The organism is Streptomyces sp. NPDC058678, assembly GCF_042714835.1.
Taxonomy (GTDB): domain Bacteria; phylum Actinomycetota; class Actinomycetes; order Streptomycetales; family Streptomycetaceae; genus Streptomyces.
Genome location: NZ_JBHXSG010000045.1, coordinates 23,545 through 38,175, shown reverse-complemented (window position 1 = coordinate 38,175; position 14,631 = coordinate 23,545). Strand labels below are relative to the sequence as shown.

Below are 14,631 nucleotides of genomic sequence, written 5' to 3'. Positions count from 1 at the left end.
GTCGGATTCCGAGCGTCTCCCACCGGCCTTAAGCGCCCCAGGTCCGCCTCGGACTTCGCACTCCGGGGTGATCTCCGGTGTCGAAGGGGCGGTCGTCGCGGTTCCGTACTGCCGGCCGTCCCAGTGCACGGTTATCCCCTTTTGGTGCTGTCCGCTTCCGTCGTCGGCAGCCAGACCCTCATCGTCGAGGGTCCGCGGTTCGCCCAGGAGTGGTAGGGGACCAGGACGATGCCATCGCTGTCGACGGAAGTGGCGGGGGCTCGGTCGAGCGGGCGGTAGGGCCACGCGGTTTCGCTCGGGTCAGCCGCTACGGCGAGTTCGCCGGGCGCGACGACAGCGCCGTCCGGGCCGTCCTGAAGCTCGGCCCTCGGATCCACCCGGATCGCGTCGACGTCACGTCCGCCCGGCAGGTCGACGGACTCGGCGCAGTACACCAGCGGCCCGCGTTCGACGGCCGCGGTGCCGCGTACCGCGTCGATGCGTGGATCGGCCCCGGTCCAGCGCGGCGCCACCGGCAGTTCGAGCCGTATCTCCTCGCCGGGCCGGAACACGCGCGTGATCCGGGCGGTGCCCGGCGCGACGGCGCGGCGCGTTCCGTCGGCATCGGACAGCCATGCGGTGGCGCCCTCGGTCCACGCGGGAACGCGTAGCGAGAGGGTCCAGGGGTGGGCCGGTGACCGGTCGATCCGTACGGTCACGTGGCCGCCCGACGGGTAGTCGGTGCGGATGCGCAGGGCGAGGGGCCGGTCCGCGGTGAGGGAGGTGGTGATCTCCGCGTCCGCGTACTGGTGCAGTTGGACGCCGTGGTCGTCCGCCGTCGCCAGATACGTGGGCAGCTGGGCCAGTGTCCGCGCCACGTTGGTCGGGCAGCAGGACACCGCGAACCAGGGGGCGCGCAGGCTCGATTCGGCTCGCGGGCTCTCGGCGTCCGGCGCGGGTACGGTGCCGCGGCGGCGCCGGTGCAGGGTGTTGGCGTAGAAGAAGGCACGGCCGTCGTCGGACGGGGAGGTGGCGATGACGTTGTACAGGGTCCGTTCGGCCAGGTCGGCGAAGCGCGGTTCGCCGGTGGCCAGCAGCAGTCGCCAGCTGAGCATGACGGAGGCGACGCCGGCGCAGGTCTCCGAGTAGGCACGGTCGGGCGGCAGGACGAAGTCGTCCCCGAAGGACTCGTCGCGGTGATGGGAGCCCATGCCGCCGGTCAGGTAGGTCCGGCGGGCGACCGTTGTCTCCCACTGCCGTACGACGGCGGCGAGCAGGGCGTCGTCCCCGGTCTCGACGGCCACGTCGACCGCGCCGGCGGCGAGGTAGAGGGCGCGGACGGCGTGCCCGCGCAGGACGGTGGCCCGGCGTACGGGCATGTCGTCCTGGTAGTAGGCACGGCCGAACTCGATGTCGGCGAGTGTGCCGTGTCCGCGGCGTTCGACGAACAGCGCGGCCTGGTCGAGGTAGCGCTGCTCCCCCGTCGCTCTGGCCAGTTCGACCAACGCCGTCTCGATCTCGGGGTGTCCGCAGACCCGCGCGATGCCGCCGGGGCCGAAGGTGGCGCACACGTGGTCGGCGGCCTGTCGGGCGATCTTCGCCAGCTCCTGCTCGCCTCCGGTCCGGATCTGGGCCACCCCCGCCTGGATCAAGTGGCCGTAGCAGTAGAGTTCGTGGCCCCATTCGAGGTCGCTGTAGCGGGGCCGCTGTCCGGGGCGGCCGAAGGCGGTGTTCAGGTAGCCGTCCGGTTCCTGGGCGGGGGCGATGGACTCGGTGAGCGCGGCGACCTCCGCGTCGAGCCTTGTGTCGCCGCTGCAACCGGCCTCCCAGGACATGGCTTCGAGCAGCTTGTACACGTCGGAGTCGGCGAACTCGCGGCCACGCCGGTCGTGTTGGATACGGCCCTCGACGGCGGCCCGGAAGTTGCCGGTCCAGCCGACGCGTTCCATCCAGTCGCGGCAGTGGCCGAGTGTGGCGGTGGCGTTGATCTGCCGGCGCCCGGCCCAGAAGCCGCCGGTGATCCTGACCTCGTCGAGGCCGAGCGGTCGCAGCCGACCCCGGGTCGGTGCCACCGGCAGGACGTGTGATCGTGCCGTGTTCTCCCTCACCAGTTCATGCCTTCGGTACGTCCCTTCGGTTGTCCGTCTCTGTCATGAGGTTCAGCCCTTGAGCGCGCCCGACATGAAGCCCCGTACGTAGTGGCGTTGCAGCAGCAGGAAGAGAAGGAGGCAGGGAACGGCGAGGACCACCACGCCCGCCTCGGTGGCGCCGTAGTCGACGGCGCCCATGCTCTGCTGGCGCAGGTTCGCGACGGCCAGCGGCAGGGGTGCCTTCTCGCTGTCGGATATGAGGATCAGCGGGGCGATGAAGTCGTTCCAGGCCGCGAGGAAGGCGAAGAGCCCCACGGTGATCAGTCCCGGCCGGACAGCCGGGAGCAGGACCCGGCGCAGTGCGCCCGCCGTGCCGCAGCCGTCGACGAGGGCCGACTCCTCCAGTTCGCGCGGTACCGCCTCGAAGGAGATCCGCATCATGAAGGTGGCGAACGGCAGTTGGAACATGGCCAGGACGAGACTCAGCCCGATCAGCGAGTTCTGCAGGTGCAGCCTGCCGAGCAGTACGTAGAGCGGGATGAGCAGGGTGGCGTAGGGGACCATGAGGATGGCCAGCGTCAGCAGGAACAGCAGGTTCTTGCCCGGGAAGTCGAAGCGGGCGAAGGCGTAGCCGCCCAGCAGGGACACGGTGAGGGTCAGGGCGACGGTGAGCGCCGAGACGAGGGTGCTGTTGAGGAGATAACGCCACAGGCCGGCGTCGTAGTCGAGCAGCGTGCGGTAGTTGCCGAGCCCGTAACCGGACTCCTGCGCGGTGCCGGGCTGGGCGCTGACGGAGGCCCAGGCGTTCCACAGCAGGGGGAAGAGGAAGATGACGGCCAGTCCGGCGGCGACGACGTAGTGGGGTGTCCGGCCGAGGGCTCGGGTGAGCACCGTGGGGTCCCTCCTCAGGTTTCGTCGGCGCGGCGCAGGCCGCGGAACTGCAGGGCGTTGAGCAGGAGCAGCGCGGCCAGCACGATGATCGAGAGGGCTGCCGAGGTGCCGAGGTTCAGGCGTTGGAAGGCCTCCCGGTAGATCAACTGCACGATGGTGACGGTGCTGTTGTCCGGTCCGCCCTTGGTGAGGATGAAGAACTGGTCGAAGGCGAGCAGTGATCCGGTCACGCAGAGCAGCAGGGACAGGGCGAGGGACGGTCGCAGGAGCGGCAGGGTGATGGAGCGGAAGATCTGGCCGCGGCTCGCGCCGTCCATGCGCGCCGCCTCGTACACCTCGTGGGGGATGCGCTGGAGACCGACGAGGAGGATGAGCATGTAGAAGCCGGCGAACTTCCACACGACGAGGAACACCGTCGACAGCAGGGCGGAGGTCGGGGTGCCGAGGAAGGACACCGGATCGTCGGCGAGGCCGAGTCTTTCCGGTACGCGGCTGAGAGGGCCGGTGGTGGGGCTGTACAGGCCCCAGAACAGCAGGGAGGCGGAGGCCAGTCCCAGGGCGCCGGGCAGGAAGTAGACGGTGCGGAAGAAGCCCGCGCCGGGGCGGTCCTCCTGCACCAGCAGGGCGAGGAGGAGGGCCAGTGCGAGGAGGACGACCGTCACGATCACGGTGTAGAGGAGCGTGAAGCGGACCGCGGGCCAGAACAGGGTGCTGTCGGTGACGTCGGTGTAGTTCTCGGGAGCGTTGCCGCCCTGGTCACCCGCGAGCAGCGGCCAGTCGTTGAGCGACATCTCGCCGACGAGCAGCAGGGGCAGCAGGAAGAAGACCGCGACGAAGAGGGCCGTCGGGGCGGCGTAGCCGAGGCCCTGGACCTTGCGGGAGTGCCACAGGGCGGTGGAGGCAGGGTGCCGGCCCGCCGGCTGCGGCGGACGCAGCCGGTGCCCGGCGGCCGCCCGGTCGGGCGCCTTCAGCTGCATGGCTCTCCTCTGCTGCCGTATGACGTGCGAGGGGTCTGCCGTACGAGGTGCGGGGCGGTTCTCCTCTTTTACGGAGCACGCGTGTCCATGACGTGAGCGCCCGTGTCGACGGCATGAGCGGTCGTGTCGGTCAGTCGGACAGCGAGGCGCTGACCGCCTCGTTGTCCTTGTCGACGGACGCCCCGTCACCGAAGACGGCGTTGCGCATCAGGGTGAGCCAGGGACCGTTGGGGTCGTTGAAGGTCTGGCCGAACTTCAACGCGTACGGGGTACGGCCGTCCGCGACGAGCTCGTTGATCGTCACCAGCCTCGGGTCGGCCTTGGAGTACTTGTTGGAGGCCAGATCGGTGCGCGCCACCACGTCCTTGTGCGCGGCGACCACCTCGACCTGTGCCTTGTCGCCCAGGGACCAGGCCAGGAAGTTCCAGGCCTGGTCGGCCGACTTGCTGGTGGCGGAGATGCCGATGGCGTCACCGCCGACGAAGGTGGACCTGCCGCCGTCGGGGCCGGGGATGGGTGCGACGCCCAGGTCGAGGTTCTTGGGCATCAGGCCCAGCGTGGTGGACGGCATGGGCATCACGCCGACCTTGCCCTTCGGGAAGACCCCGGTCCAGGTGGTGCCCGTCTCGTCGCGTGCGCCGGGGGCCACCATCTCGTCGTCCACCCATCCGCGGTACGTCTCGTAGACCTTCTTCGCGGTGTCGGAGGCTAGAGCGGCCTCGGTGCCCTCCTCGTTCATCACCTCCTCGCCCGCGGCCCAGATGGACGGCCACCAGGTGAAGACGCCGCAGCCGCCGCAGTTGCCGCCGAAGAACGTGCCGTCGACACCTGCGCCCAGTGCGTCCACGGCGCGGGCCTGCCGGTCCCACTCGGCCAGGGTGGCGGGCGGCTTGTCGGGGTCGAGCTTCGCCTCGCGGTAGAGGTCCTTGTTGTAGAAGAGCACCGACAGGTCGAGGGTGTGCGGCACGACGTACTTCTTGCCCTCGTGCGTACCGGCCTTGATGTGCGACTGCGCCAGGTGCTCGGCGTAGGGCAGGGCGTCGATGCGTTCGGTGAGGTCGGTGAAGAGGCGGCTGGTGGTGTAGTTCGGGACGAACACCACGTCGGAGGCGAAGAGGTCCGGAAGGTCGCGGGACCCGGCGGCGGCGCCGACCTTGGCCTGGTAGTCGTCGGTGGGGACGACCGTGAGTTCGATCTTGTTCTTGTGGCTGGCGTTGTACGCCTTGACCAGGGCCTCGCTCTGCGGGCGGGTCGCGGCGCGGGTCCACATGGTCAGCGTGGTGCCGTCGTCGGCTCCCCTGACGTCGGCCGCTCCGCCTCCCTCGCCGTCCGCACCGCCGTCCCCGGACCCGCACGCGGTGACCAGGCTCGCGGCGGCGAGCAACGCGAGGGCCCCGGAGGCCAGTCGGTGTATGCGTCCACGTGGTCCGGCCGTACTCCCCATGGCGATCCCCCTGGTGTGGCGGCGGGCCGCGGGCAGCCCGACCGGTCGGGACGATGGATGTGGTGGCACTGAACTCGACGGAAATGAGCCGAAAAGGATTTCAAAAAAGTAGAACCCGGCTGACTGGCCGTCAATCCCCCTGCAGAGAACCGATCCAGGAGACCTGCCGAAACCTGTGAAAGCCGCGCGACCGCCCCTCGGCCGAAACAACTCGCGTACGGTTTTACGTGCGACGTGCCATCCTCGACGGCCTCGGCACGCGCAGCGAGACAGGAGAACGCCCATGCCCCAGGCCGCCGGTTCCTCTCGTTCGCAGCCCTCCACGCTCAGCGACGTGGCCCGGCTGGCGGGCGTGTCCATCGCCACCGCGTCCAAGGCCCTCAACGGCCGCAGTCAGGTGCGCGCCGAGACGCGACAGCGGGTGGTCGAGGCGGCCGAGCGGCTGTCGTTCCAGCCCAATCAGGTGGCCCGTGGCCTGCTCGCGGGGCGGACCGGCACCGTCGGCCTGCTCACCAGCGACCTGGAGGGCCGGTTCAGCATCCCGATCCTGATGGGCGCGGAGGACGCCTTCGGCGCGGGCGAGGTCGCCGTGTTCCTGTGTGACGCGCGCGGCGACGCGATCCGCGAGCAGCACCACGTGCGCGCACTGCTCGGGCGCCGGGTCGACGGGCTCATCGTCGTGGGCAGCCGCACCGATGCCCGCCCCTCCCTGGGCCGGGAAGTGCCCGTTCCCGTGGTCTACGCGTACGCGCCGTCGGAGGATCCGGATGATCTGTCCATCGTTCCCGACAACGTCGACGCCGGCCGCATGGCGGTGGAGCATCTGATCGCGTGTGGCCGCACCCGGATCGCGCACATCACCGGCGACCCCGGGTACCTCGCGGCGCGGGAGCGGGCCGAAGGAGCCCGGACCGCGCTCGCCGGTGCCGGGCTCGCCCTGGTCGGCGAACCGCGGTTCGGTGCGTGGTCGGAGGGGTGGGGGCGGGCGGCCACCGCGATGCTGCTGGATCAGCACCCCGACGTGGACGCCGTGCTGTGCGGCAGCGATCAGATCGCGCGCGGCGTCATCGAGGTGCTGCGCGAGCGCGGGCACCGGGTGCCGGAGGACGTGGCGGTCATGGGCTTCGACAACTGGCAGGTCCTGACCTCCGCTTCCCGGCCGCCGCTGACCAGTATCGACATGAACCTGGAGCAGGTCGGGCGGACGGCCGCTCGCGCCTTGTTCACGGCGATCGCCGGGGTGCGACGCTCGGGAGTCGAGGCCCTGCCCTGCCGCCTGGTGATCAGGGGATCCACGGCACCGCTGTCCTGACCGACTCACTGGTGTCCTGAACCGCTCCCGTCACCAATTTGCCTCTCATGTCTCCCTCTTGACACTTCATCAGCTCGCTTCTACGTTGCGAAAACCTTTTAGGTCGCTTTTCGCACTCCTCGGGTTCATGAACACCGGCGCCATCGCGAGCGAACGCCTGTTGTCAACCGGACAGGGAGCATCCGATGAGAAGACCGCACGCCCTTCTGCCACGGCTCAGGCGCATGAGGTGCCTCCTCGTCGCCTTGGTGCTCAGCGTCTGTTCCGTCCTCACCGCGACTCCGGCGAGCGCCGCGCAGACCATCGGGTTCCCCACCTTCGGCGGACCCGCGATCCCGGCCCCTCCCGTCGCCTACACCCCGGGCGACATGATGCGGAGCATCTACGACGCGGAGAGTTCGGGGACCGACTTCTGGATGGACCGCCTGCTGGCCCGCTCCGGCGACGACCCGGCCGGCCCCTGGCTGATGAGCCGCGGCCGCGCGCTGTTCATGAAGACGCACAACCCCGCGGTGCTCGGCTTCGGCGGCCACGTCGCCTACTGGGAGAGCATCAGCGACAACAACGCCTACACCGTGGCACTCAGCCCGGGCACGTTCACCGAACAGGTCTCCCAGCGCCGGCAGACGCCCAGCCACTGGAAGAGCGTGCACACCAGCGGCTCGGTCACCGTCGACCAGACCAAGTTCCTCACCGACAACAACGTCGCCGTGACCAACCTGTCGATCAAGAACAACGGCTCCGCCTCCACCACGCTGCAGATACGGGCGACTTCCCCGTACGCCACCACGGGCACCGGCAGCGAGCTCACCGGCCAGGTGAACGCGTACAACAACCTCACCACCATCCGCCCACGGCTCACCGGCGACGGATTCACCGTTTCGAGCGGCGGGCTCAACCGGTCGGTGACGATCGCGGCCGGGGCCACCGTGACCGCCAAAGTGGTGATGGGCTTCGTCACCGACGAGATCCCCGCGTCCCTGACGGAGTACAACGCCTACGCGGGCCACTCCCCCGCGACCGCGTTCGCCACCCACGTGAAGGCCTACAACCTGTGGTGGGCGCAGAACGTGCCCTACATCGACGTGCCCGAGCCCGCCATCAAGAAGAACATCTACTACCGCTGGTGGCTGATGCGCTTCAACAACCTCGACGCCGACATCCCCGGCCAGACCTTCCAGTTCCCGACCTCGACCGAGGGCGTCCTCGGCTACAACAACGCGATCGCGCTCACCCAGCCCATGCACATCGACGACCTCAAGTACCTGCGCGATCCCGCCTACGCGTACGGCGACTGGATCGGCGTCGGCCAGACCTCCAAGGGCGGCCGTTTCCTGGACAACCCCGGTGACCCGGAGAACTGGTCCAACAGCTACACCCAGTACATCGCCGAGGCGGCGTGGAAGAGCTACCAGATCCACGGCGGCCAGCCGGCCATAGCCGCCAACCTCGCCCACTACGCCGAGGGTGACGTCAAGGGCCAACTCGCCCACTACGACCACGACAACAACAAGCTCATCGAGTACGACTGGGGCGCCCTCACCGGCAACGACGCCGACGCGGTCTCCTTCCACTGGAAGCCCGGCACCATGGACCGCGCCGAGTCCGCCTACCAGTACAGCGGCGCGACGGCGGCCGCGCAGGCCTACGAGACGATCGGCAACACGGCCAAGGCCACCGAGATGCACACGCTCGCGACGCAGATCAAGGACGCCATCGTCAACGTGCTGTGGAACCCCAGCCGGCAGTTGTTCGAGCACCGGCTGAAGTCGACCAACGAGTGGGTGCCCTGGAAGGAGATCAACAACTACTACCCGTTCTCCGTGGGAGCCGTACCCGACACCGCGACGTACAAGCAGGCGCTGCGCCTGTACGACGACCCGGCCCAGTACCCGATCTTCCCCTTCTACACGGCCAACCAGGTCGACAAGAAGGCGGCGGCCGACGCCGGGGAACCCGGCTCCAACAACTTCTCCACCATCAACTCCACCGTCCAGTTCCGGCTCTACTCCTCCGTGCTGCGCAACTACCCCAACTCCTGGATGAACGCGACCGACTACAAGAAGCTCCTCTACTGGAACACCTGGGCGCAGTACATCGGCGGCAACACCCAGTGGCCCGACGCCAACGAGTTCTGGGCCGACTGGAACGGCAGCTCGATCGACTACCGCTCCTGGATCCACCACAACATCCTGGGCAGCAGCAACTGGACGGTGATCGAGGACGTGGCCGGCCTGCGGCCCCGCAACGACGCCAAGGTCGAGCTCTCCCCCATCGACATCGGCTGGAGCCACTTCACCGTCAACAACCTCCGCTACCGGGGCGCCGACCTGTCCGTCGTCTGGGACGACCCTGCCGACGGTGTGGTGCGCTACCCCGGCGTCCCGGAGGGCTACTCGATCTACGTCAACGGCAGCAGAGCCGCGACCGTCAGCTCGCTGGTGCCCTTCACGTGGGATCCGGCCACCGGAGACGTGACGACCAGCGGCACGGTCACCCACCACACGGCCGTCGCCGGGCTGAAAGCTCCCCGGCAGGTCGTCCAGAACAGCCCCCGGATGGTCGACATGCTCGCCAAGGCCGGCGTCGACCTGACCGCCGACCTCACCAACCTCGCCTCCGGTGCGACCGTGTCCGCCTCCCACACCGGTTCCGGCAGCAACGTCACGGGCGCGGTCGACGGCTACCCCACCAACGAGCCGTTCTGGGGCGCGGGCGGCTCCCCCAACGGCCAGGACTGGTACGAGCTGAACCTCGGCACGGCCCGGACGCTCGACGAGGTGCGCCTGTACTTCAAGGACAGCCGGCCGGCGAGCACCACCTACCGGGCCCCCTCAGCGTACACCGTCCAGTCCTACAACGGCAGTTCGTGGGTGAACGTGCCCGGCCAGACCAAGAGCCCGGCAGCGCCACGGGCCAACTACAACCTGGTGCGGTTCCCGGCGATCAGCGCCCAGCGCATACGCGTCCTGGCGACCAACGCCTCCGGAGCCAAGACCGGCCTCACCGAGGTCAAGGTCTTCAACCGGGGCGGCATCCAGCCACCGGCCAACCAGGCGACGTCCGCCACGGCGTCCGCGTCCTACACCTCCCCCTGGGAGAGCGTCACCGCGCTCAACGACGGCCTGGATCCGCCGTCGTCCAACGACACCGTCAACCCGCGCTGGGGAACGTGGCCCGAGACCGGCCAGCAGTGGGCCGAGCTGACCTGGCCGTCGGCGAAAACCCTGAACAGGGCCGAGCTGTACTTCTTCGACGACGACCAGGGCATCGACATGCCCACCGCGTGGAAGCTCCAGTACTGGGACGGCGGCGCCTACGTCGACGTGCCCGGTGCGAGCGGCTACCCCCTGGCCAAGAACCAGTACAACAGCGTCACTTTCACCGCCACGAACACCACGCGACTGCGGGTGTTGCTCACGAGCAACGGCACGAACTCCGTCGGCCTCCTCGAAGCAAAGGTGTACGGCCCGTGACCCGTTCCAGATGTCTTTCCGCGATCCTCGCCCTGCTCACCGTGGCGGTCGCCTTCCTCGTGGCGCCGCCCGCGTCCGCCGCCGTCGCGTTCACGTCGACGGGAGTGAACCAGAACGGCGCCAACTGCCTTGACCTACCGGGTGGTTCGTCGGCCAACGGCACCCAGCTGCGCGCCTTCACCTGCGGCTCCGGCGCCAACCAGAGCTTCGGCTACACCCTGGTCGCGGGAACGACCGACACGTACACGGTCACCACCCAGTCCGGGCAGTGCGTCGACGTCTCCGGCGCGTCCACGGCGGACAACGCGGCGATCATCCAGTGGCCCTGCCACGGCGCGACCAACCAGCAGTGGCGGCTCGTCCCCGTGCCGGTCACCGGCACCGACAAGACCTTCAACCTGGTTTCCGTCGGCTCCGGCAAGTGCGTCGCCCCGAGCGGCGGTTCCTCGGCCTCGAACACCAACCTGGTGCAACTGCCGTGCGCCGCCGCGAACGGCAGGGTGTGGCGCCTGCCCGGCTTCACCGGCGGCGGCACGAACCCGAACACGTTCACCAACCCGCTCTCCGCGCACGGTCCGGACCCCTGGCTGACGTACCACGACGGCTTCTACTACCTGGCCACGACTACCTGGAACTCGACGATCACCATGCGCAAGGCCCCGACGCTGGCCGGGCTGGCCACGGCCACCGACCAGGTGATCTTCAACCTGACCCGGCCCAACGGGGCGGGCACCATGTGGGCCCCGGAGTTCCACCTGCTCGAAGGCCCGAACGGGAAGCGGTGGTACTTCTACTACACGGCCGGGAGGGAACCGTACGACCTGGGCACCCAGCGCATCCACGTCCTCGAGAGCGCCGGCCTGGACCCGATGGGCCCCTACAGCTTCAAGGCCGACCTGCTCGACCCCACCCAGGACAACACCTGGGAGCTGGACCCGGGCATCCTTCAGCTCGACGGTCGGCTCTACCTTCTCGGCACCTACTACAACGGCTCCCAGCCCATGTTCATACGCCCGCTGTCGAACCCGTGGACCGCCGGCGGGACCCGACGAGTCCTGTCCACCCCGACCTACAGCTGGGAGACGGTGGGCGGCGCGGTCAACGAAGGGGCCGAGGTCCTCCAGCGGGGCGGCAAGACCTTCATCGTCTACTCCGCGAGCCACTGCTCGACGCCCGACTACAAACTGGGGATGCTCACTTACAACGGCGGCGACCCACTGAGTTCCTCCTCCTGGGTCAAGTCACCGAACCCTGTCTTCCAGCGGTCCAACGCGGCCGGCGTGTACGGTCCCGGCCACAACGGCTTCTTCAAGTCGCCCGACGGGACCGAGGACTGGATGGTGTACCACGCCAACAACTCGGCGAGCGGGGGCTGCGACATGAACCGCAGCACCAGGGCGCAGAAATTCACGTGGAACGCCGACGGCACACCGAACTTCGGCACACCCGTCGCCCTGGGCGTCCCGCTGACCTCCCCGTCGGGGGAATAGCTCACCCGTCATCGGCGGGGCATCCGTGCGATGCCCCGCCGATGCCCGTCGTCACTCCTCAGCGCAGTCCGGTGAGGAACGGTGCGAGGGTGTGGGTCAGGGTGTTGTGCCGCACGTCGGCGAACAGCGGGTCGAGATGGTTCATCCCGTCGTCCGCCGCGTATTCCCCGTAAGGAATACGGGAGTTGGCCACGACCTCACGCGCGGACGACACGATCGTCCCCTTCGCGTAGCTCGTCTCGAAGGCGTAGAGCGGAACGTCCAGGCCCCCGGTGTGCCGCAGCCGCAGCCCCAGTGAGCGTGCCAGGTCGGTGTCGGCGTAGGGATCGACGACGTCGAGGTCCACCGACAGCCGGGACGGCCAGTACCACTCCCACACGGCCGGCTCCGGGCCACCCGCGTACGCCGCCGCGACACGGCTGATGGGCGTGATGCCCGTGTCGACCCAGCCGCGCGCCTCACCACCGTCGGCAAGATGCCCCGAGTGGACGCTGATGTCGTTGGGCCAGCCGAATCCGGCGTCCACCAGGGTGCCCAGCAGACCGGCGTTGGTGACCGGAACCGGCGGCCGCAGCGCGTCGGGCATCCGGGGCTGGAGGACCGAGCGGCCGTCCGGGTCGCGGTGTGCGTACCAACCCGCGAGCTGGTACCAGATCTGTGTGCTCTCCGTCCGGCCGCCCAGCCCGACCCCGCTCAGGGTCATGTCGAACACCGCCCCGCCCTCGATGGCAGCCAGCCGCTCCCGCACCTCCTCCGGTGAGTTGCGCACCGGCTGTCCCGTCCCCCCGAACGCCCCGTGGACCCCACCGTCGACAAGTACGAGCGCGGTGAGGTCCCGGTATCCGGGGCGGCCGTCGAAGTCCCAGGCGGCGTAGGCCATCGCGGTGGTCGCGCCCCAGGAGTGGCCGCCGAGCACCACCCGCCGCCGGCCGCCGCGGGCCGCAGCAGCCACGACCGTGCGCAGGTCCTCCACGGTGCGGGCAAGGCCCCACCGGGCGGCGAAGGTGGAGGCTGCGGGGTCCTGGGACCGGTAGTGGCCGTCCAGGTAGTACCCGACGGGGTCCGCGGTGGTGAACCCCGAGCGGTCCGCCAGGTTCTCCTCACGTCGGTCGAACGCCCACACCTGCACACCGGGCACCGCCTGGACGAGGTCCCGGGCGAGCAGGCGGAAGTCGCCCGCCGCCCCGAACATCCCCGGAACCAGCACCACCACCGTGTGTGCCGTGTCCGGACCGACCTTGAGCACATGGACCCGGTCCGATCCCGCCGGGCCGCCCCCGCCGGCCACCGCGAGTGGGACGTACGGCTCGCGGTCCCGCCCTGCGGCGACGGCCGGGCCGGCGGGCAGGGACGTGAGGGCGAGCCCGCCGACCATCCCGCCCAACACCGCTCTGCGGGACAGGGGTTGCGTCATGAGGCGCACCCGCCGACCCGCTCGCTGCTCAGCGCCACGTCGTCCATGCGGACGTCGTACGACGACGGCGTGGGCTCGGACTGGTACAACTGCCACCCCAGCTTGAGTGTGTCGAAGTGCGGGAAGACGAAGTCGCCGGCCGTGCCGCCGTGTTCCTTCGTGGACACCGTCAACTCGGACTGCTCCGCCCCGTCCAGGTAGACGGTGACGCGGTTGTCACTCGCGTCGAGGTGGAACTCGACGCACTGCCAGGTGGCGGCGGTGGCGGGGGCGGAGGTCTTCCAGGCGGTCCAGTCCCCGGTGGTGCCCAGATCGGAGCCGGCCCCCCAGAAATTGGCCCCCGAGGTGGGAACGTACTGACCGCCCAACGGGCGTACCAGCGTGGGGACATCGGAGCCGGATGCCTCCGCGATGGTCCAGTGGGCCCAGTCCGGGGCCGTCGGGAACTCGTTCACACGCAGCCGCAGCCGGGCCCAGAAACTGTTGCCACGGGGAGCGAGGTCGGACAGGACCATGAAGGCACGGCCGTTGCCCTCCGTGTGCAGCCGTAGTTCGCGGCCGTGGCCGGTGGTGCTGGGCTCGACGGTCAGCGAACCGTCGGCGGTGTCGGCGGTCCACCCGCGGCCCGCGGTCACCGGGCCGAGAGGGAGACGGTCGAAACTCTCCCTGAAGAGGGCGGTGTGCGGGGTGGGGGTGGTGGAGGCGGAGGCGGTGGGGGGTATCGCGAGCAGCGCGGCCGATGCGGCTAGCAGAGCGGCGGCGACCTTCCTCATGCGAGTCATGCGGTCAGTCTGCAACACCCGTCACAACGAGCACACAGCGCGTCTCTCGTATAAGGAGGTCCAGTGTTCAACTCCTTGTCGGCGCAGCCCTTTCCGCGGCCGGTGCGGATCGCGGCAGACGCGGAGTCGGCCAAGCCGGGTCCCACCTCCAGACGGCCCAGGCGTCGGCCTCCGCGAAGGGGCCGGAGCGTTCCTCGATCATCGCCAGGGCCTGGGCGCGGGCGGCGTCCACGGCCTGGTGCTCGGTGTCGGTGACGATGCCCAGCCGGCGCACATGGGCGTACTCGTCTTCGTCCTTCCACCTGAGGGTGGTCAGATCGGGGTCGACGACCAGGTCCACAGCCAGGTCGAAGGTGTCGAACCCGTCGACGGTCCGGACCGTGGGGTGCTCGAAGTTCACGTACCAGTTCCGCAGTCCGGCGGGCGTGTAGAAGGCGTTGACGCTGAACCATGAGGCCGGCGGCTTCCACAGCAGCAGCTCGGTGTCCTGCCACGACCCGGGAGAGAGGTCCCACTCCCCCGTGGCCATCGCGTCGAACGCGTCGGTACGCACCGAGCGGTCGCCGTCGGCGCGGGCCTTGGCGTACAGGGCCGGCCAGCGGGCCTCCGCACCCGGAGCACAGGCGGTCACCAGAGCCTCGCTCGTGTCGGCGACGACCCGCAGGGCCTGCTCGCTCCACACCCGCCCGGAGCGATGCACGTCGCGCCGTACGACCGTCTGCCCTGCCTCGAAGATGCGCACTGGTCCTCCTTTGTCCCGGGGGCATTGAGGCGAC

Annotated in this window: 10 protein-coding genes; 3 read left to right on the top strand and 7 right to left on the bottom strand. The window is 69.5% G+C overall.

Going from position 1 to position 14,631, the window contains the following annotated elements; all coding sequences use genetic code 11:
• Positions 1-131 precede the first annotated feature (131 nt).
• From ACFWWR_RS32915 to ACFWWR_RS32900, 4 genes are all read right to left on the bottom strand, one after another.
• Positions 132-2,057: a glycoside hydrolase family 127 protein gene (locus tag ACFWWR_RS32915; RefSeq protein ID WP_384307178.1), complete on the bottom strand. Its 1,926-nt coding sequence runs from the start codon at positions 2,055-2,057 to the stop codon at positions 132-134.
• An 81-nt stretch (positions 2,058-2,138) separates the two neighbouring features.
• Positions 2,139-2,960 (bottom strand): carbohydrate ABC transporter permease, encoded by an 822-nt coding sequence (locus tag ACFWWR_RS32910; RefSeq protein ID WP_383864138.1) that lies wholly within the window; start codon positions 2,958-2,960, stop codon positions 2,139-2,141.
• A gap of 14 nt (positions 2,961-2,974) precedes the next feature.
• Positions 2,975-3,937 (bottom strand): carbohydrate ABC transporter permease, encoded by a 963-nt coding sequence (locus ACFWWR_RS32905; protein WP_384307094.1) that lies wholly within the window; start codon positions 3,935-3,937, stop codon positions 2,975-2,977.
• Between the two features lie 130 nt (positions 3,938-4,067).
• Positions 4,068-5,381: an ABC transporter substrate-binding protein gene (locus tag ACFWWR_RS32900; protein ID WP_384307091.1), complete on the bottom strand. Its 1,314-nt coding sequence runs from the start codon at positions 5,379-5,381 to the stop codon at positions 4,068-4,070.
• A 283-nt stretch (positions 5,382-5,664) separates the two neighbouring features.
• Between ACFWWR_RS32900 and ACFWWR_RS32895 the strand changes: the two genes are divergently transcribed.
• The 3 genes from ACFWWR_RS32895 (at position 5,665) to ACFWWR_RS32885 (ending at position 11,659) form a co-directional block, all read left to right on the top strand.
• Positions 5,665-6,693 carry a LacI family DNA-binding transcriptional regulator gene (locus ACFWWR_RS32895; RefSeq protein WP_383864146.1) on the top strand — a complete coding sequence of 343 codons (1,029 nt, stop codon included), beginning with the start codon at positions 5,665-5,667 and terminating at the stop codon, positions 6,691-6,693.
• A gap of 185 nt (positions 6,694-6,878) precedes the next feature.
• A complete protein-coding gene (locus ACFWWR_RS32890; RefSeq protein WP_384307088.1) occupies positions 6,879-10,169 on the top strand; it encodes a discoidin domain-containing protein in 3,291 nt (1,096 codons plus the stop codon).
• On the top strand, positions 10,166-11,659 hold the full coding sequence (locus tag ACFWWR_RS32885) for a family 43 glycosylhydrolase (protein ID WP_384307085.1): 1,494 nt from the start codon (positions 10,166-10,168) through the stop codon (positions 11,657-11,659). Before ACFWWR_RS32890 ends, ACFWWR_RS32885 begins: the two co-directional genes overlap by 4 nt.
• A 58-nt stretch (positions 11,660-11,717) precedes the next feature.
• Here ACFWWR_RS32885 and ACFWWR_RS32880 read toward each other — a convergent pair whose 3' ends face one another.
• The 3 genes from ACFWWR_RS32880 to ACFWWR_RS32870 all read right to left on the bottom strand — a co-directional run bounded on the left by ACFWWR_RS32880 (position 11,718) and on the right by ACFWWR_RS32870 (position 14,597).
• Entirely contained in the window at positions 11,718-13,073 is a 1,356-nt protein-coding gene (locus tag ACFWWR_RS32880; protein ID WP_383864154.1) for an alpha/beta hydrolase, read from the bottom strand.
• On the bottom strand, positions 13,070-13,855 hold the full coding sequence (locus ACFWWR_RS32875; protein WP_384307083.1) for a hypothetical protein: 786 nt from the start codon (positions 13,853-13,855) through the stop codon (positions 13,070-13,072). Before ACFWWR_RS32875 ends, ACFWWR_RS32880 begins: the two co-directional genes overlap by 4 nt.
• 67 nt (positions 13,856-13,922) lie before the next feature.
• The gene (locus ACFWWR_RS32870) at positions 13,923-14,597 is read right to left on the bottom strand and encodes a DUF402 domain-containing protein (RefSeq protein WP_383864160.1); all 675 of its coding nucleotides are present in this window, start codon (positions 14,595-14,597) and stop codon (positions 13,923-13,925) included.
• Between the last annotated feature and the right edge of the window lie 34 nt (positions 14,598-14,631).

Coding starts and splice junctions, on each gene's coding strand:
- ACFWWR_RS32905 (WP_384307094.1), bottom strand. CDS start 3,937: ATGCAGCTGAAGGCGCCCGACCGGGCGGCCGCCGGGCACCGGCTGCGT.
- ACFWWR_RS32900 (WP_384307091.1), bottom strand. CDS start 5,381: ATGGGGAGTACGGCCGGACCACGTGGACGCATACACCGACTGGCCTCC.
- ACFWWR_RS32895 (WP_383864146.1), top strand. CDS start 5,665: ATGCCCCAGGCCGCCGGTTCCTCTCGTTCGCAGCCCTCCACGCTCAGC.
- ACFWWR_RS32890 (WP_384307088.1), top strand. CDS start 6,879: ATGAGAAGACCGCACGCCCTTCTGCCACGGCTCAGGCGCATGAGGTGC.
- ACFWWR_RS32880 (WP_383864154.1), bottom strand. CDS start 13,073: ATGACGCAACCCCTGTCCCGCAGAGCGGTGTTGGGCGGGATGGTCGGC.
- ACFWWR_RS32875 (WP_384307083.1), bottom strand. CDS start 13,855: ATGACTCGCATGAGGAAGGTCGCCGCCGCTCTGCTAGCCGCATCGGCC.